18 protein-coding genes and 1 pseudogene are annotated in these 17499 nt (G+C 71.8%); 10 read left to right on the top strand and 9 right to left on the bottom strand.

What is annotated here, in order from left to right; all coding sequences use genetic code 11:
* A complete protein-coding gene (locus OCT49_RS25280; protein ID WP_283854116.1) occupies positions 1 to 1215 on the top strand; it encodes an MFS transporter in 1215 nt (404 codons plus the stop codon).
* A gap of 61 nt (positions 1216 to 1276) precedes the next feature.
* On the opposite strand, the pseudogene OCT49_RS25275 reads toward OCT49_RS25280, so the two are convergent.
* Both OCT49_RS25275 and OCT49_RS25270 read right to left on the bottom strand, forming a co-directional pair.
* Positions 1277 to 1373, bottom strand: a pseudogene (locus OCT49_RS25275) (IS5/IS1182 family transposase); the annotation flags it as partial.
* Between the two features lie 237 nt (positions 1374 to 1610).
* On the bottom strand, positions 1611 to 2816 hold the full coding sequence (locus OCT49_RS25270) for a cytochrome P450 (RefSeq protein ID WP_283854115.1): 1206 nt from the start codon (positions 2814 to 2816) through the stop codon (positions 1611 to 1613).
* 200 nt (positions 2817 to 3016) lie between these two features.
* Here OCT49_RS25270 and OCT49_RS40160 point away from each other — a divergent pair, with 200 nt between their 5' ends.
* Positions 3017 to 3679 carry a GbsR/MarR family transcriptional regulator gene (locus OCT49_RS40160; protein ID WP_502963413.1) on the top strand — a complete coding sequence of 221 codons (663 nt, stop codon included), beginning with the start codon at positions 3017 to 3019 and terminating at the stop codon, positions 3677 to 3679.
* Positions 3680 to 3703: 24 nt separating this feature from the next.
* Here OCT49_RS40160 and OCT49_RS25255 read toward each other — a convergent pair whose 3' ends face one another.
* Positions 3704 to 4969, bottom strand: coding sequence for an MFS transporter (locus OCT49_RS25255; RefSeq protein WP_283854114.1), 1266 nt, complete (start codon positions 4967 to 4969; stop codon positions 3704 to 3706).
* 135 nt (positions 4970 to 5104) lie between these two features.
* Between OCT49_RS25255 and OCT49_RS25250 the strand changes: the two genes are divergently transcribed.
* Entirely contained in the window at positions 5105 to 6040 is a 936-nt protein-coding gene (locus OCT49_RS25250) for a LysR family transcriptional regulator (RefSeq protein ID WP_283854113.1), read from the top strand.
* A 115-nt stretch (positions 6041 to 6155) separates the two neighbouring features.
* Here the strand turns inward: OCT49_RS25250 and OCT49_RS25245 are convergent, their stop codons facing one another.
* From OCT49_RS25245 to OCT49_RS25235, 3 genes are all read right to left on the bottom strand, one after another.
* Positions 6156 to 6494, bottom strand: coding sequence for a sulfurtransferase TusA family protein (locus OCT49_RS25245; protein WP_283854112.1), 339 nt, complete (start codon positions 6492 to 6494; stop codon positions 6156 to 6158).
* A gap of 225 nt (positions 6495 to 6719) precedes the next feature.
* Positions 6720 to 7565, bottom strand: coding sequence for a PaaX family transcriptional regulator C-terminal domain-containing protein (locus OCT49_RS25240; RefSeq protein WP_283855937.1), 846 nt, complete (start codon positions 7563 to 7565; stop codon positions 6720 to 6722).
* Positions 7566 to 7600: 35 nt separating this feature from the next.
* Positions 7601 to 8248: a GNAT family N-acetyltransferase gene (locus OCT49_RS25235; protein WP_283854111.1), complete on the bottom strand. Its 648-nt coding sequence runs from the start codon at positions 8246 to 8248 to the stop codon at positions 7601 to 7603.
* Between the two features lie 111 nt (positions 8249 to 8359).
* Here OCT49_RS25235 and OCT49_RS25230 point away from each other — a divergent pair, with 111 nt between their 5' ends.
* Together OCT49_RS25230 and OCT49_RS25225 are read left to right on the top strand one after the other, a co-directional pair.
* A complete protein-coding gene (locus tag OCT49_RS25230; RefSeq protein WP_283854110.1) occupies positions 8360 to 9427 on the top strand; it encodes an alpha/beta hydrolase family protein in 1068 nt (355 codons plus the stop codon).
* A gap of 182 nt (positions 9428 to 9609) precedes the next feature.
* Positions 9610 to 10866: an MFS transporter gene (locus OCT49_RS25225; protein WP_283854109.1), complete on the top strand. Its 1257-nt coding sequence runs from the start codon at positions 9610 to 9612 to the stop codon at positions 10864 to 10866.
* 42 nt (positions 10867 to 10908) lie between these two features.
* Here OCT49_RS25225 and OCT49_RS25220 read toward each other — a convergent pair whose 3' ends face one another.
* The gene (locus tag OCT49_RS25220; RefSeq protein ID WP_283854108.1) at positions 10909 to 13077 is read right to left on the bottom strand and encodes an MMPL family transporter; all 2169 of its coding nucleotides are present in this window, start codon (positions 13075 to 13077) and stop codon (positions 10909 to 10911) included.
* 80 nt (positions 13078 to 13157) lie between these two features.
* Here OCT49_RS25220 and OCT49_RS25215 point away from each other — a divergent pair, with 80 nt between their 5' ends.
* Both OCT49_RS25215 and OCT49_RS25210 read left to right on the top strand, forming a co-directional pair.
* Entirely contained in the window at positions 13158 to 13664 is a 507-nt protein-coding gene (locus OCT49_RS25215; protein WP_283854107.1) for a MarR family winged helix-turn-helix transcriptional regulator, read from the top strand.
* 88 nt (positions 13665 to 13752) lie between these two features.
* Complete coding sequence (locus OCT49_RS25210) at positions 13753 to 14661, top strand: aminoglycoside phosphotransferase family protein (protein ID WP_283854106.1); 909 nt, start codon at positions 13753 to 13755, stop codon at positions 14659 to 14661.
* Between the two features lie 69 nt (positions 14662 to 14730).
* Here OCT49_RS25210 and OCT49_RS25205 read toward each other — a convergent pair whose 3' ends face one another.
* Together OCT49_RS25205 and OCT49_RS25200 are read right to left on the bottom strand one after the other, a co-directional pair.
* Positions 14731 to 14946, bottom strand: coding sequence for a DUF397 domain-containing protein (locus OCT49_RS25205; RefSeq protein WP_283854105.1), 216 nt, complete (start codon positions 14944 to 14946; stop codon positions 14731 to 14733).
* A complete protein-coding gene (locus OCT49_RS25200) occupies positions 14946 to 15785 on the bottom strand; it encodes a helix-turn-helix domain-containing protein (protein WP_283854104.1) in 840 nt (279 codons plus the stop codon). The genes OCT49_RS25205 and OCT49_RS25200 overlap by 1 nt, the downstream gene beginning before the upstream one ends.
* Positions 15786 to 15878: 93 nt before the next feature.
* Between OCT49_RS25200 and OCT49_RS25195 the strand changes: the two genes are divergently transcribed.
* The 3 genes from OCT49_RS25195 to OCT49_RS25185 are packed head-to-tail and all read left to right on the top strand — an operon-like array spanning position 15879 to position 17417.
* Positions 15879 to 16139, top strand: a complete 261-nt coding sequence (locus tag OCT49_RS25195; protein WP_283854103.1) for a hypothetical protein — start codon at positions 15879 to 15881, stop codon at positions 16137 to 16139.
* A gap of 2 nt (positions 16140 to 16141) precedes the next feature.
* Positions 16142 to 16525: a hypothetical protein gene (locus OCT49_RS25190; protein WP_283854102.1), complete on the top strand. Its 384-nt coding sequence runs from the start codon at positions 16142 to 16144 to the stop codon at positions 16523 to 16525.
* 52 nt (positions 16526 to 16577) lie between these two features.
* Complete coding sequence (locus tag OCT49_RS25185; RefSeq protein ID WP_283854101.1) at positions 16578 to 17417, top strand: arylamine N-acetyltransferase family protein; 840 nt, start codon at positions 16578 to 16580, stop codon at positions 17415 to 17417.
* Positions 17418 to 17499: the final 82 nt, after the last annotated feature.

Below are 17499 nucleotides of genomic sequence, written 5' to 3'. Positions count from 1 at the left end.
ATGCCTTTGCCCATCATTGCTCTCGCTCTGACCGCCTTCGCCCTGGGGACAGCCGAACTGGTCCCCAACGGTCTGCTGCCGCTCATCAGTGACGACCTGGGAGTGTCCGTGTCCCGGGCCGGCTGGGTCACCACCAGCTTCGCGCTCGGCGCGATGATCGGCGGACCGCTCGTCGCGGCCGCCACGATGCGTCTGCCCCGCAAGCCCCTGGTGATCGGCCTTGCCCTGGTGTTCATGGCCGCCAACGCCCTCACCGCGGTCACCGGCTCCCTGCTGGTCGTGTCGGCCTCGCGGGCGCTCGCCGGGGCGATGCTCGGCAGCTTCCTCGGGATCGCGATCACCATCGCCAGCAGCCTGGTCGCACCCTCCCGTCGGGCCACGGCCATCGCCGTGGTGTTCACCGGCTTCACCGTGTCCAACATGATCGGCGTCCCCATCGGCAACGTCATGGGACGCGCGGCAGGATGGGAGGCTGCTTTCTGGGTCGTGTCCGTCCTGGCGTTCTTCGGCGCCGTCGCCATGTGGATGCTCCTGCCCGGCAGCACCGCGGGCAGCGAAGGCCAGGCGGAGGACCGCGGCTTCGGTGTTCTGCGCAGCGGCGCCCTGTGGGCGGCCTTCCTCGCCATCGCGCTCTGCTACGGCGGGCTCTTCGTCGTCTACACCTACATCGCCCCCTACCTGACGACCGTCACCGGCGTCTCCGCCGACTCCGTCACCTGGCTGCTCCTGCTGTTCGGTGCGGGGCTGATCGGCGGCAACGCTCTCGGTGGCCGCTACGCGGATCGGTCGGTGAACCGCACCGTAGTCGTCATCCTCGGCGCTCTGACCGTCTCGCTGCTGGCCCTGTGGGCCCTGGGTTCCAGCCTGCCCGCTGTCCTCGTCCTGCTGGTGCTGCTCGGCGGCGCGGGCTTCGGAATGGTGCCGCCGCTGCAGTCCTACGTACTGCACCTGGCCGGCACGGCATCCGTCCTGGTGTCCGCGCTCGCCGCCGCGTCGTTCAACTCCGGCGTCGCGCTCGGCTCCGCGGTCGGGGGCATCGTCCTGGACCAGGCGTCGGCGTATCCGGTGCTGGCCGTGGTTGGCGCCGGGATGACGTTGCTCGGCTTGTCGGTCTTCCTCCTCACCCACCACCGCCACACCGTCCGACAGACCTCGACGGACCACACCACGGCAGCCCACCCGGCGGCAGCCGACCCGGTGGCCCAGCACGTCTGAATCCGCAGCCGGACGGCAAATCCCGGGGGCGAGCCGCGATCATGAGTGCGGAACAACAGCGCGGGATCAGGGTGCCGTCCACCCATCAGCACGGCGTCCTTGCGAAACCGTTTGCACGGCTGGAGTGCCAGCGAGGGCCCGAGGTGGTCGATGAAGCGCCTGATGCTCGTCCGGCTCGCCGGGCAGCCATCGCGGTGGAGCCATGGCCCCCACCGCAAGCCCGCCCGAGCCAAGACCGTCGAAGACCTGGTCACAGCGTAACCAACCGGCCACCCGACAGGCTCTGAGACGGGACGGAACGACGGTCCGACGGGCGGTGGATCGCCGCCCGCCGGACCGGCTCCCCGGATGATCACCCCCCCTCTCTGTGATCACCCGGGAAACCCGGTCGTCGGTCACACGTCCCAGGCGACCGGGAGGCTCTTCACCCCGTAGATGTCCGCGATCTCCGGACGCAGCGAGACCTCCTCCGGCGGTACGGCCAGGCGCAGCGTGGGGAAGCGGTCGAGCAGTGCGGGGAGCGCGACCCGCAGTTCGACGCGGGCCAGTTGCTGCCCCAGGCACTGGTGGATGCCGTGGCCGAAGGCAAGGTGCCCGCCGTCCTGCCTGCCCAGGTCGAGCACGTGGGGGTCGGCGAAGCGCCCGGGGTCGCGGTTGGCGGTGTTGTACGACAGGATCATCGGCGAACCGGCCTCGATGAGATGCCCGCCCACCTCGACGTCCTCCAGCGCCGTCCTCATGAACGTCTTGGCGACGCTGAGGTACCGCAGCAGTTCCTCCACGGCCCGGTCGGTGAGCCCGGGATCGGCGCGCAGCGCGGCCAGTTGCTCCGGGTGGCGCAGCAGCGCGAAAGTGCCGAGGGCCAGCATGTTCGCGGTGGTGTCGAGCCCGGCCGCCAGCAGGATCAGGGCCATCCCGCGCAGTTCCTCATCGGTGAGGTCGCTGTCGGTGAGGTCGCTGAGCACGTCGTCGGTGGGGTTCGCGCGCTTGGCCGCCACCAGCTCCGCGAGGTAGTGCTGGGTCGAGGTGTAGGCCGCGATCAACTCCTCGTCGCTCGCCTCCCCGTTCATGAACGAGTAGACCTGCTCCTGGAAGGCCCCCCGGTCCTCGTACGGCACCCCCAGCAGCTCGCAGATCACGACGGCGGGGATGGGGTTGGCGAACGCGGTCACCAGGTCCGTCGACGGCCCGGCCTCCTCCATCGCGTCCAGGTGCTCGGCGGTGACCTGCTCGATGCGCTCGGTCAGCAGCCGCATCCGCCGTACGGTGAACTTGCCCATCAGTGGCTTGCGGTAGCGGCCGTGCCGGGGCTCGTCCATGAGGAGGAACTCGCCGGGCGGCGCCTCGGGCGCCTCGATGTCCCCGTAGTCGATGGTCGGGTGGAGCAACAGCTCCTTGCGCGAGCTGAACCGCTGGTCGGCCAGGACCGCCCTGACCTCGTTGTATCCGGTGACCAGCCAGCCGGGCCGTCCGCCGGGGAAGGTGTAGCGGCTGATCGGGCCGTGCCCCTGAGCCTCGACCAGCTCCGTCGGCGGGTCGAAGGGGCAGCCGGGCCGACGCGCCGCCGGCATCGTCGCGACGGTGTGCAGTGACTCGCTCATGACCGTTCCCCCATCTCGCGATATTACGCGTTTTACGATGCCTGAAAGCTACGGCGGAACCAGAAGGGCTGTCAATTACAGAAAACTCATTCATGCAGGTCAGATGCGAGAAATTGATGCAATGACGCTGAGCGCGAACGCAATATCGCGTTGCAATGAATGAGGGCGAAGGCAATACTGACGGCATGCCAGGAGGACGGTTGACCCAGCAGGACCGCCAGTGCATCGCGGCCGGAATCGCCGACGGACTCTCCTACGCCGAGATCGCGAGGCGGCTCGACCGGCCGACCTCGACGATCAGCCGGGAGATCGGACGCAACGGCGGCCCCCACGACTACCGGCCCCAGCAGGCCCAGCGGGCGACGGCCCGGCGGGCACGGCGCGGCACCCCGAAGCCCCCGCGCACGGGCGGGCCGCCGGAAGGCGGCGAGGCGGAGGAGGAAATCGTCGAGATGGCGGTCCGGGCGGGGCTGCCGAGGATCACGGCGCGCGTGCACCTCGACCTGTTGCAGTCCGAGGACGGCAGACGCACCGCGGCCGAGCTGACCCGCAGGCTGAAGGTCAGCCCCGCCTCTGTCTCCGTGGCCGTGAACTACCTCGTCCGGCACGGCTACGTCCGGCGCGAGCGCGATCCGCAGCAGCGCCGCGACGTCTATGTGATCGACGACGAGGCCTGGTACCGCTCCGTCGTGCTCAGCGCACGGCAGACGCTGGAGACGGCACGGGCCGCACTGGCCTCGGCGGAGGGGGCCGGGCCCGACGACCTCGTGGGGCAGCGGATGGCCCGGACGGGGGCGTTCCTGGAGCGGATCAGCCTGGACCTGCTGGAGTCGGCCGACCGCTGGCGCATGCTTCTGAAGTGAGAGTTCCTGACCAATCAACTCGGTTCATGATGATTGCTTCTGAGTTTTCGTCAGATTCGGTTCCTGGTCCGGCCCGTCGGGGTGCCCCTCCGCGCGGCGGGGCAGCAGCAGCGGGGTCGCCAGCAGGAGCACGCCGGCCAGGCCGATGGCCGTACGCGGGCCGAGCAGCCCGCCCAGTACGCCCCAGAGGGCCGTCAGGAGCGCGGTCGAGCCCTTGGTCGTGACCGCCCAGGCGGTCAGGGTGCGGGTGACCCGGTCGGTCGCGGTGCGCCGGAGGCGGCAGGTGGACTGGACGGGGTTGAAGACCCCGCAGCAGAGGATGAGCCCGAACTCGACGCCGATGACCAGCAGCAGCCCTCCGGCGCCCGGCCCCAGGAAGACCAGGCCGACGGGCCAGATCGCGCGCAGTGCCCCGCTCCCGACCAGCACCCGGTGCTGCCCGAACCGGGTGACGAGCGGCCGGGCCAGCCGCGAACCCAGCAGTCCGCCGAGCGCGGGCGCGGCGAAGGCGAGGCCGTACTGCCACGGCGCGAACCCGAGCCGGCCGAGCATCAGGACGGCCAGCATCGGCTGAGTGGCCATCACCAGACCGTTGAACAGAGTGGTGTTGAGGAACAACGGGCGCAGCGTCGCGTCGGCGAGGATGTACCGCCACCCGTCGAGCAGGTCCCCGGCCCGCATGCGCGCGGCCTTCCGGTGCTCGGGCCGGGGCTCGTCCCCGCCCGCCGCGCGGATGCCCAGGGCCGAGAGCAGGTGACCGACCGCGTCGGCCGCCACCGTCGCCACGGGTCCGAGGAGCCCGATCGCCGCGCCGCCGAGCGGCGGCCCGATGATCGTGACCGTCCAGGACGTGGACTCGAAACGGGCGTTCGCGACGAGCAGGTCCTCGGCCGGCAGCAGGGTCTTCAGGTACGCGCCGGAGGCGGCGCGGAAGGTGATGTCGGCCGCCGCGACGACGATCGAGACCAGCAGGAGCTGGAGGAAGGTGAGCACGCCGAGCGCGAACGCGGCGGGGATCGTCAGCAGCGCCGCGAACCGCACCAGGTCCGTCGCGATCAGCACCTGCCGCTTGCGGCGGAACTCCACCCACGGGCCGAGCGGCACCGCCACGGCCGCGCCCACCGCCGCCCCCGCGGAGGAGAGCGCGGCGACCTCGGCCGGTCCGGCGTGCAGCTCCCGGACGGCGATCAGCGGGAACGCGCCGAAGGCGAGCCACGTGCCGAGCGCGCTGGTCCCGTACGCTCCCCAGAGCCATCCGAACCGCCGCCCCAGCCGGTGTCCGCTCCTCATGCCCGATGCCCCCTCGCTGCCCACCCGTACAACCGATTCGCGACCGGGAGCATCAAAGCGAGCGCCTCACCCGGGGATCAAACAACCGGGAGGCCGTCCGGTCACAACCAGTGGTTGTGACCGTAGGGTGTCGGCATGGACATCGAAGCCGTCCGGACCTTCGTCGTCGCCGCCGACGCGGGGCAGTTCCAGGAGGCCGCCGCCGAGCTGGCCATCACCCAGCAGGCCGTCTCCAAGCGCATCGCCGCGCTGGAGCGCGATCTCGGCGTGCGGCTGTTCACCCGCACCCCGCGCGGCTCCGGTCTCACCATCGACGGGCAGGCGTTCCTGCCCCACGCGCGCGAGCTGCTGCGCACCGCCGAACGCGCGGTCGCGTCCGTGGGCACCGGCCGCCGTCCGCTGCGCGTGGACGTGATCGCCTCGCGCGGGGCGGCGACGGGCCTGATGCGCGACTTCCACCGCGCCCGGCCCGACATCGACCTCGACGTGGTGATGCTGTTCGACATCGAGACGGCCGTCGCCGCCGTCCGCTCCGGCACGATCGACGCGTCCTTCCGCGCCGTCGCCGCGCCCGGCCGGCCCCTGCCCGAGGACATCGAGTCGGTCCGGGTGCTCGACGAGCCGCTCCAGCTCCTCACCGGCCCCGCCCACGCGCTGGCGGGCGCCCGGTCGGTGACCGTCGAACAGCTCGTCGGGCACCGGATCTGGATGCCGGGCATCGTCCCCGGTACCGAGTGGGGCGCCTACTACGACGACCTCGTCGCCGAGTTCGGCCTCACCATCGAGGCGACCGGCCCCAACTTCGGTTCCGACGCGCTCCTCGACACCATCGCCGACACCCCGGCCCTGGCCACCTTCATGGGCGGGAACACCCGCCTCGTCTGGCCCACCGGCCACGGCCTGCGCCTCGTCCCGGTCACCGATCCGATGCCGGTCTACCCGCACTCGCTCCTCTGGCACCGCGACAATCCCCACCCGGCGCTCGCCGCCCTCCGCGCCCACCTGGCCGCGAAGACGACCGGCCACGACGCCGCCGGGACCTGGACGCCGGACTGGGTGACTCCGCGCTGAACGGGGCGGGCACGGCGGTGACCACCCCGGCCCGCCCCGGGGCCGGCCACTGCCGGTCCGTACGTTCCACCCGGCACCTCCGCCGGCTCCGGCCCCGGCCCCGGCCCGGGCGGCCTCACACGGCCGGCGGGGCGGCCGGATGCCAGGGCGCGTCGGCCCGGGTGGACAGCGCGTCGGCGACCAGCCGGAGCGCGAACACGGGCTGCTCGGCACCGGGGACGGGACCGAGGTAGTGGTGGCCGGTCATGTGGCACCAGGCGGGCAGGTCGAGCGGGGCGGCCGGGTCGGTGGCGATGACGTGGACGACGGTGCCCGGCGCCGCGCCGTCGATCTGCTTGCGCAACCGCAGCAGGAGGGTGACGCAGAGCAGACCGGTGCCGTCGACGGTGAGATCCGGCTCGGGGACTTCGGAAACCTCGGGGACCTCGGGGTTCGTGGGGCTTGTGGGACTCATGGGACTCGCGGTCTCAGGCGGTGGGCGGGGAACGGAGGCCACCGGCGGGGCGCGAACCGGGTGACCGGTGGTGGAACCCATGATGCCGGAGGCCCACGGCCTTCCGCGGCTCGGCCCCCTCCGCGCCGGCCCCGCCCCTGGACTCCGTCCGCAAGGGCAGGTGCCCTCGCGGCGCCCTCGTCGCGCCTTCGCCGTCGGGCCCCGCCTGCGCCGTCCGTTCCGCCTTCAGGGCGTGGCCCGGTCCGCTGTCTCCCGGGTGATGTCGACGTAGAGGCGGAAGAGAGTCGGGCGGGCTTCGCCCTGGTCGCGTTCGTGCAGGGCCGCCCAGCACCGGGCGACGAGCGCCCGGGCCCGGGCGCCGGGCCAGGGCCGGGGCAGGAGCTGAGGCGGCAGCAACGGGTCGGGCTCCATGGCGCGGGTGAGTTCGGCGGCCAGTTCGACGGCGGTGGTGAGAAGTGCGGACGAGGAGAGTTCGGCAGGGCCGGTGAGCCGGACCAGGCGGGGCCGGGCGATGCGGCCGAGGCGGTGGTAGCGGTCGGCGATCTCCTGCAGGGGCCACAGGCGCCGGGCGAGTTCGGCGGGCTCCTGAACATCGCCCCGGCGCAGGTCCGTCGTGGTGAGGAGGGTGAGCGCGCCGTGGGCGCCGAGGCGGTGGGCCACTTCTTCGACGTACGGTTCCCACGGGTTGGCGCAGACGTACAGTCCGCCCTGGAGCGGGATGCCACCGAGGCGGACGAGCGTCTCGCGCAGGGCGTCCCGGGCGGTGCGCGCCGATTCGGGCACCGCGAAGGCGGCCAGGTGCCAGACCCCGTCCCAGGGCGCGAGTCCGGCGTCCTGCTGGAATGCGTACCGCAGGAAGTCCGCGTTGGGGGCGAGGGCACGCCTGGCGTCCGTGGTCGCGTGCAGTTTCGCCCTGCGGCCCCGGCCCTCGTGGGTGAACCGGCCTTCGGACACGAGGCGTTTGACGCACAGCCGTACCTGTTGATCGCTCATGCCCAGGGTGTTGGCGACGGTGTACAGCTCGTCCGCGCCGACGGTGCCGTCCTCGCGGACCAGTGCGTGGACGAGCATGCGGGTGGGAACCTCGACGCGGTCGGCCTCGGCGCTCACAGCTCTTCCCCTCCTTCTGTTCCGACTTCTGTTCCGACCCGGCGGTGCATGGTGGTCACCGCGCCGAATCCGAGCAGTCCGCGCAGGTAGGGCGTGTGCGCGGTCCGTACGGCCGTGAAGCCGCGCCGCTCGTACAGGGCCCTGGCGCGCGGATTGGTGTCGATCACATCCAGTCTGATCTCCCGGCAGTCCTGCTCCGCCGCGACGGCGGCCACTTCTTCGAGGAGCAGGCTCCCGACGCCCCGGCCGCGCATGTCCGGATCCACGGCGATGCCGTCCATGACGAGCTGTCCGGGGGCCGGGCGGCGTTCGAACAGGGCGAGGAGCAGGAGTCGGTACGGCCCTCGCAGGGGACCGTACGCGCGCAGTACGGAGCGGGCCGATCCGCCGGTGAGGCCCCGTCCGTCGTGCTGGTACCCGGCGAGGCCGACGAGCTGTCCGTCGAGGAGTGCGCAGACCGCGCGATCGGCGTTCAGGTGGGCGGCGAGAAAGGGCACCGCCTTGTCCGGCGGGTTCAGGGCAGGGCCGAGTTTGCGGCCGAAGGCGTCCCAGTACAGCTCGGCCGCCCGCCGCTCGGCCCCGGCCGGAACGCCTCGCCGCACCGTCACCGGTCCGGTCCCGGAACCTGTCGCGTCCAGTTCCATGCCTGCTCCCCTTCGCTCGGAAACCGAGACTCAAATCTATCAAACTCTCGACGATCGTTCTACGCATGATAGTTTAGGTGTCAAGCCAAACCGAACAAAGGCAGTCATTCCATGTGTCCGAAGCCGAAGATCCGGCCCCGTCGGCGCGGGGTCCGCATCGCCGTGTGGTCGCTCGTCACGGTCCTCGTCGTGGCCGCCGGCCTCACCGGTGTGGTGCTGTGGCAGAACTCCTACGACATGGACGAGCAGCGGGTCACGATCCGCCACGGCGGCCACACCCTCAACGGCGTGCTGGCCACCCCCAGGGACGGCCGCAGGCACGGCCTGGTCGTGTACATCCACGGCGACGGCCCCGTCGACGCCACCCACGACGACGGTTACAAGCCCATGTGGGAGGCGAACGCCAGGGCCGGATACGCCTCCCTGTCCTGGGACAAGCCCGGCGTCGCGGGCGCCCCCGGCAACTGGCTCGACCAGTCCATGGACGACCGGGCCGACGAGGCGGCCGCCGCGATCGCCTGGGCCCGCGCCCGCCCGGACATCGACGGCGACCGGATCGGGCTCTGGGGCGCCAGCCAGGCGGGCTGGGTCATGCCTAAGGTCGCCGCCAGGACGCCCGTGAGCTTCGTCGTCGCCGTCTCGCCCGCGATCAACTGGCTCCAGCAGGGCCGCTACAACCTCCTCGCCGAGCTGCGCGCCGACGGCGCGTCGGCGGCCCGCACCAAGGCGGAGATCACCAGGAGCGACACCACCCGGCGGCTGCTGGAGCGCCACGCGAGCTTCGAGGAGTACGTCGAGGCGATGGACGGCGACGCGGACGGCATGACCGCCGATCGCTGGGGCTTCATCTCCAAGAACTACACCGCGGACGCCACCCGGGACCTCCGCGCCCTGCGCGGCGTACCGGTGCTGCTGACCCTCGCAGCCCACGACGTCAACGTGGACACCGCCGACACGGAGCGCGGCTACCGCAAGGTGCTGGACCCGGGTGACGCGTTGAAGGTCGAGCACTACCCGGGCGCGACCCACTCACTGCTCAAGCAGTCCGTCGAGCAGTCGGACCTCGAGCTCACGCTCACCGCGCTCCTCTCCCCCCGCTCGCTCTTCGCGGACGGATTCCTGGACGACCAGCGGCAGTTCCTCGAGGAACTCGGCCGGGGCGGCCCCGACGCTCCATGACACCCCCGCAGGCCCGGCCCGCGCGGTGCCACGTCCACAGGTACCGCCCGGTGCGCTTCGGAGCGGACGCCGGCACCCGCGCCGGCAGCCTTCGGGGGCGGCGGAAGGGTGACCGCTGCCCGGGGTTCCTGACGGTTCGTCACTAGCTCTCGACCAGGTCGAGGGCCCTACGGTCGGCGGCCATGACCTCACTCGGCACCGCGGAAACCGCTGTCCCCGCTCCCCCGCGAACCGCTCTTCCCCGGTCGTATCTGTGCTGGCTCGCGGGAACCCGGGTCTCCCTGGCCGGCGATGCGGCCCTCCACTTCGCTCTCGGTTGGGCGGCCAGTGCGCACGGGGGCCGGACGGCCGCCCTGGTGCTGACCGCGATCACGCTGCCGCGAACCGTGCTCCTGTTGCCGGGCGGGGCGGTGGGCGACCGCTTCGGCGCCCGGCGCGTGATGATCACCGGTGATGTGGCGATGCTCACGACCGTACTCGCCCTGGCCGTGGCGGCCCGGCTCTGGGGGACGCCGCCATGGCTGCTGATCGGGTTCGCCGTCGTGGTCGGGACCGTCGACGCGTTCTACCTCCCCGCGACGGGATCCATGCCGCGCCGCCTGGTGAGCGAGGAACAGCTCCCCCGGGCCCTGGCCCTGCAGCAGGCCGGCGGCCAGGTGGCCGCCCTGCTCGGGGCCCCGCTGGGGGCGGTGTTGGTGGCGGTGGCGGACCTGAGCGGGGCGGCCCTGGTCGACGCGGTCAGCTTCGCCGCCGTCCTGGCCGTCATGGTGTGGGTGCGGCCGAGGGCCGAGGCGGAACGGTCCCCGCGCTCCGAAAGCCTGCTCGCGGGGATCGCCGACGGGGTGCGGATCGCCGCGACGGATTCCGTCCTTCGAGCCGCGCTGCTGTTGACTGCGGCGGCTGCGGCCGGGCTGCTGCCGGCGGTGGCCCTGCTCGGCCCGCTGCTGGCCCGGGCCGGCGACTGGGGGCCGGGCTCGGCGGGCCTGGTCGCCGCGGGCCAGGGCGCCGGAATACTCCTGGCCGCGCTGTCGGCGGCCCGGCTGGGGCCCATGCGCCGGATCGGCGTGGGCGCAAGCCTGGGGCTGGGGCTCGCCGCGGCAGGACTGGCCGGACTCGCGGCGGCTGCGGTCCCCGGCGCGGCCGTCGCCGCGGCAGGGGTCGTCGGGGCGGGTTCGGGCATGTTCGCGTGTCACATCGGCCCGCTGGTCCTGGCCGGTGCCCCGGACACGCACCTGTCCCGGATCCAGTCGCTGCTGACGCTCGTGCAGAGCCTGGCGCTGGTGGTGGCGAACAACGTACTGGGCTGGTTCGCGCATGCGGCCGGTGCCAGGAGCGCGATCGCGTTGTGCGCCGTCCTCGGCGGTGCGGCCGGGATCGCCGGCCTGGCTTCGTCCTCCCTACGGGGTCTGCACAAGGCCGGTTCACAGGACGGGAGTTGAGGCATGCCGGGCGGCTCCGCCCCGGGGCGGTGCCGCCTCCGGTCACGTCATCGGCGCCTTCTCCTCGGCGGGCCCCGCCACGTCCTTGCGAGCCAGGACGCCGGGCCACCAGGCCCGGGGACCGATGTCGAGCACCAGCGCCGGGACGAGGAGCGAGCGGACCACGAGGGTGTCGAGCAGGACCCCGAAGGCCACGATGAAAGCGGTCTGCACCAGGAAGGCCAACGGGATCACCATCAGGGCCGCGAAGGTGGCGGCGAGCACCACCCCGGCCGAGGTGATCACTCCCCCGGTCGTGGTCAGCCCGCGCAGCACCCCGTGCCGGTTGCCGTGCACCAACGCCTCCTCCCGTACCCGGGACATGAGGAAGATGTTGTAGTCCACGCCGAGCGCCACCAGGAACACGAACCCGTACAACGGCACGGAGGCGTCCGTTCCGCTGAAGCCGAGAAGGTGCTCGAAGACGAGGGCCGACACCCCCAGCGTCGCCAGGAAGTTGAGCGCGACGGTCGCCACGAGCAGGACCGGGACGAGCAGGGAGCGCAGCAGCAGGATCAGGATGAGCAGGATGATGCCGAGTACGACGGGCACGATGAGCGTGCGGTCGCGGGCGGCCGTCTGCTGGGTGTCGTACTGCTGTGCCGTGTACCCGCCGACCAGCGCGTCGGCCCCCGTCACCGCGTGCGTGTTCACGCGCAGCCGCGCCACGGTCTCCTTGGCGGCGTCGCTGTCCGCCGCGGCTTCGAGGGTGGCGTCGATACGGACCCGGCCCCCGACGACCAGGGGCTCGCCGGCTCCCGGGCGTCCGGAGGCGGAGACCGTGCCGGCCGATGCCACGCCCTCGGTCTCCCTCGCCGCAGCCACCACCCGGGTGGCGTGGTCGGCGTCGGCGATGATGACGGCGGGGTTGCCGGAGCCGCCGGGGAAGTGCTCCCCGAGCGTCTTCTGGGCGGAGACCGAGGGGGCCTCGTTCACGAAGATCTCGTCGAGGGGAACACCCTTCGCGGACAGGGAGGGCGAGAAGGCCGCGAGGACGCCGAGCACGATCGCGGTCATCACCCAGATGCGGCGGGGCCGGGCATCGACGACGGCCGCCACCCGACGCCACACGCCTTGTCCCTTGCCGGACGCGTCCGACGAATCCGGCGGGCCGAAGGCGCCCGACACGCCCGACACGTCGGACGCGTCCGACGCCTTCGGCCGGGAGGGCCAGTACACGGTCCTGCCCAGCAGCGCCAGCGCGGCGGGCAGGAAGGTCAGGCTGGAGAGGACCGCGCACACGATGCCGATGGCGCCGACCGGTCCGAGCGCACGGTTGTTGGTGAGGTCGCTCGCGAGCAGGGCCAGCAGTGCGAGGGCCACGGTGGCCGCGCTCGCGGTGATCGCGCCGAACGACCGGCGCACGGCGGCCAGCGCGGCCGCCGCCCGGTCCTCCCGCAGAACGAGTTCCTCGCGGAACCGCGCGGCCAGCAGCAGCGCGTAGTCCGTCGCGGCGCCGATGACGAGGATGGAGAGGATTCCCTGCACCTGGCCGTCCACCCGGACCACGTCGTGGTCGGCCAGGACGTAGACGATCCCGCACGCGAGGCCCAGCGCGAAGACGGACCCGAGAATGATCAACAACGGCAGCAGGACGCTCCGGTAGACCAGCAGCAGGATCAGCAGCACGGCGGCCAGCGCCACGCCGAGCAGCAGACCGTCGATGCCCGAGAAGGCGTCCGACAGATCGGCCCGGCTCGCCGCCGGTCCCGCGATCCGCGCCGTGGTGCCGGAAACGCTTCGAGCGGCCTCGTCCACCTCGCCCAGGACGTCCGGCAGCGCGTCGCCGAGGCCGGGTTCCAACTGGACGACGGCCTGAAGTGCCTGCCCGTCCTCGGAGGGCAGGGCGGGCGACGGGGTGCCGACCACTCCCGGCCGCCCCGCGAGCCCCCCGATCGAACGGGTGGCCGCGGACCGCTGCGCGTCGGTGATCCGGTCATCGTCCGCCGTCCACACGACGATCGCGGGAAGGGTCTCCGACTGGTCGAACGCCTCGCGGGCCTCGAGCACCTTGGTCGACTCCGCGCTCTGCGGCAGGAACGCGGCCTGGTCGTTGGTCGCGACCTCGCCGAGCTTGCCCGCGTACGGCCCGAGTGCGCCGCCGACCCCCAGCCATACGAGGAGCAGGACGAGCGGAACGAGCCACCGGACCCGGCGCGGTGTGGTTCTCATGACAACCCCAAGCTTCGCTTCACGGTCAGAAGAGTTGATCACAAAGTATCTCAACGATTGAGAGACCTTATACTTGGACCATGCACGGGACCAGCGCCCCCACACCACCCCCTCCGCCCGGGAACGACCCGACGGGGCTGCAGTCCTTCGCGGTTCTCCTGCGGCGGATGAACAGCCAGTTCAACCGCATCTCCCATGAATTCGCCCAGTCCCAGGGGCTGCACCTCACCGACATGCAGGCCCTCGTCGCCCTGCTCGACGCCGACCCCGACGAGGGGCCCATGACCCCCGGACGGCTGTGCCGGGAGCTCGACCTCACCTCCGGCGCGGTGACCGCGTGCCTCGACCGGCTGGAGAAGGCGGGGCACATCCGGCGCGTTCGGGCCGAGGACGACCGCCGGGTCGTGCATCTGCACTACGAGGAAGCGGCGAAAAGCGTCGCCCGGGACTACTTCCGGCCCCTGGCCCACAGCACCGAAGCCGTCCGCGCGGGCTTCCGTCCCGACGAGCTGAGGGTGGTCGCGCGGTTCCTCACCGAGTTGAACAGCGAACTGGCGATGCTGCGCGGCGAGTCCCCGCAAGGGTGAAGGCGGGTGCCGTGTCCCGCCGGAACGCGGCCCACGCGAACGCCGAAAGTCGATGGCTTCCCGCCCCTCCGGCGACGAGACTTCCGGTGTGACGCTTCACGAGAACGAGATCCCGGCCGACGAAACGCTGGTTCGGTCGTTGCTGGAGGCACAACGCCCGGAATGGGCCGGCCTGCCGTTGTCCCCCGCGGGCGCGGGCACGGACAACACCATGTACCGCTTGGGCGAGGGCCTGCTCGTACGACTTCCGCGGACCGCCGACACCAGCCGGTCCGTGCGGAAGGAACAGGAATGGCTCCCCCGCCTGGCGCCCCACCTTTCGCTCCCGATCCCCGACCCCGTCCACGCCGGAACACCCACCGACGCCTTCCCACTGGTCTGGTCGGTCCACCGCTGGATCGACGGTGACGTGGTCGGCCCGGACACCGTCCGGGACTGGGCCGCCTTCGGAAGCGACCTGGCGGCGGCCGTACGGGAACTCCACCGCACCGACCTCATGGGAGCGACCCGCGCGGACGGCCTCGACTGGTACCGCGGAGGCAGCCTGCGACCATGCGACCAGTGGGCCACCAGCAGCCTCGACGACTGCCGGAGCACGGCGGATTCCGGGCTCGACATCGACACCCTGGAACAGTTGTGGCGGGCCGCGCTCGCACTGCCCGAGCCCTCGGGGCCCCAGGTGTGGCTGCACGGCGACCTCAAGCCGAGCAACCTCCTGGTCAGGGAGGGCAGCCTCCACGCGGTCATCGACTTCGGAGGGCTCTCGATCGGCTTCCCCGACGCCGAGCACGCCACGGTCTGGGACCTGCCGGCCCAGGCCCGGCACGCCTACTGGGACGCCCTGGACCTCGACGACGCGACCTGGACCCGCGCCCGCGCCTGGGCCATCGTGGTGGGCGTCGGCGGGCTCTCCTACTACCGGGACACCTTCCCCGCCTTCGTCGCCGAATGCCGGGCACGACTCCAGGCCATCCTCACCGATGCCGCCGCGCGTTGAAGAGGGAACGCCCCACCATGCGTGGCACGGTGAGGCGTTCCCAGGTCACATGCGCTGAACCTGTCGGTGTCAGACGGCGCCGAACTCTCCGGCCTTGACGCCCGCCACGAACGAGGCGAACGAAGCAGCGGGGACGGCCAACACCGGGCCGTGCGGGTTCTTCGAGTCGCGGACGGGGACCATGCCGGTGGCGGACGCATGCGCCGGAGCCCACTCGACGCAGGTCCCGCCGTTGCCGCTGTAGGAGGACTTGACCCAGAGAAGGGTGGTGGGGGAATCGGTCATCAGGGGGTGCCCTTTCGTACCTCGTCGATCATGGCCACGGATTCCGCCTGGGAGAGCGCTGCGGCCTGTAGCTGATGGTAGGACCTCACCAACGGCAGCACGGAAGTCAATTCCCTGTCCAGGTACCCATTGGTCTGAGACTCGACGTAGGACATCACCGAGCGGTCGGGCATGGTCAGCAGATTCACCTGCCGACTGAACGGGCACCGCTCACCCATGCTGTACGGGGCCAGCTGAAGCACGGTGTGAGGGCGTTCGGCGAACTCGATCAGATGGGCCAGCTGACGCTCCATGACCTCGCGCCCTCCGATCAGGCGCCGGATGCAGCTCTCGTCCAGGACCACGATCAGCATGGGCGGGGTACGTCGCGTCAGGGCCGCCTGCCGTTCCACCAGGGCCTCGACCCGTTCTGCCGCCTGCTCAGGGGTGAGCACACCCCGTTTCACATTGCCTTCTTCCATCGCCGCCGCGTACTCCGGCGTCTGGAGCAGCCCGGGAATCACGCCCAGGTCGAACAGACGGATCTCCGCCGCGCGGCTCTCCTGGCCCAGGTACTCCGGGAAGCCCTCCAGCAGGCTGCCGTGCCGGAGTTCTCCCCATGCACGTTCGAACGATTCCGCGGTCGCCGTGAACCCGAAGACGGTGTCAAGGCTGCGCGAGAAACGAAGCGTTGGCGGTTTGCGACCAGTTTCGACGGCCGAGACGTGCCTGCCCGAGTAGCCCACCAGGTCCGCGAGCTCATCCTGCTTCCAGCAGCGCGCCTCGCGTGAGCTGCGCAAGCGTGCGCCGAAGGCCGCTTGCGGGCTTGCCTCGGGGTTCAGGTCCTTGATGTTTACCAACGTGCCCTCCGTTTATGGAACGTTGAAGACGGCTCGACTCCAGGCCACGCTGAGACCTCTTGGTAGCGGAGCAGTTACGGAGAGGAGTCGCCCGTGTCCGAAGAGAATACCGCCGCACATCGGCAAGAACCCCCACAAGTCCCGCTTCTCGGCACGCTGTTGGTGGATACCGGCCACCGGAACCGGGTGGGTGAGTTCCGTGGGGTGTCCGGTCCGTACTGGTCGTTGCGGCCGGTCTGCGGCGGGACGGAGTGGGAGGCCGAGCCGGTGAACGTACGGGCTGCGGAGCCCATAGAGCGGCTGCGGGCCGAGACCGCCCGGTGCAATGCCCGGAGCGCGGGGCGGATCCTGTGAACGTGTCCTGGCAGCCCGGCAGTTACCGGTGCGAGGCCGTCGCCGAGGGGCTGGTGTACGGCACCGGGGAGACCGCGCGGTACGTCCTCGGTGCCTTCCGGACCGTTTCTCCCGTGCTCGCCCTGCGCTGGCTCGGCGGACAGGCGTTATGGATCGTGGACCGGCTCGATCCCGACCCCGAACGCTCCGCCTGGGTCCAGCCCTCCATGCGCCTTCCGGGAGCACCAGGGCCCGACCACCCCACCGAACTCCGTGCCTGGTACCAGGACCGCCACGGCCAACGCGCCGCCCACGCCCACCTCAAGAACGGCAACCCGCTCCTCGTCGTCGTCCCCGACGGCAACTGCACCTACACCCTCTCCGTACGGCCCGAACGAACCACCTGACCGTCAGCGCCCGCGATTATGCTGATCATCTGTTCGGGCGATGGGGGAAAGCATGATCGACGTCGACGGGTATCTGGCTGCGCTGGGGGCGACCCGGCCGACGGCCCCGACCGTCGAGGCGCTGCGGGCGCTGCACCGGGCGCAGGTGGAGCGGGTCGCCTACGAGAACCTCGACATCCATCTGGGGCGGCCGACGGGCATCGGCGCCACGGAGTCCGCGGCCCGGATCGTGCGCGGGCGCGGCGGCTACTGCTTCCACCTCAACGGGGCCTTCGGCGCGCTGCTGACGGCTCTCGGCTACGACGTCACCCTGCACCGGGCCGGCGTGCAGAACACCCCGGAGGCCCCGGCGGGCGCGTCCGGCAATCATCTCGCGCTCACCGTGCGGCTCGACGGCGAGCGGTGGCTGGTCGACACCGGGCTCGGCGACGGGCTGCACGAGCCGCTGCCGCTGCGCGAAGGCCGCCACGTCCAGGGGCCGTTCGGCTACGCGCTGGCCCCGTCGGTGGCGGAGCCCGGCGGCTGGCGGTTCGTCCACGACCCCCGCGGCTCGTTCACGGCGATGGACTTCGCGCCGGACCCCGTGGAGCTGTCCTCGTTCGCCGCCGAGCACGTCCGGCTGTCCACCTCGCCCGACTCCGACTTCCTCCGGGTCCTCACCGCCCAGCGCCGCGACGCCGGGGGCGTGGACGTGCTGCGCGGCCGGGTGCTGCGGCGGCTCCACGCCGGGGGCACGGACGAGCGGACCATCGACTCGGCCGACGACTGGTACGACGTGCTGACCGGCGTCTTCCGGCTGGACCTGACCGACGTCGACGCCGCCGCGCGGGCGGAGTTGTGGCACCGCGTCCACACCGCGCACCGGGCGTGGGAGGCCGCGCGGCAGGGGTGAGGGGCGCCCGGCACCGCCCCCGCGAGCACCCGGCCCCGTCGACACAGCACCCGGCCCCGTCGGCGCAGCGCCCCACCTCACC

The sequence above is a fragment of the Streptomyces sp. ML-6 genome (assembly GCF_030116705.1).
GTDB lineage: Bacteria > Actinomycetota > Actinomycetes > Streptomycetales > Streptomycetaceae > Streptomyces.
This window is presented reverse-complemented; position numbering and strand designations above follow the sequence as displayed.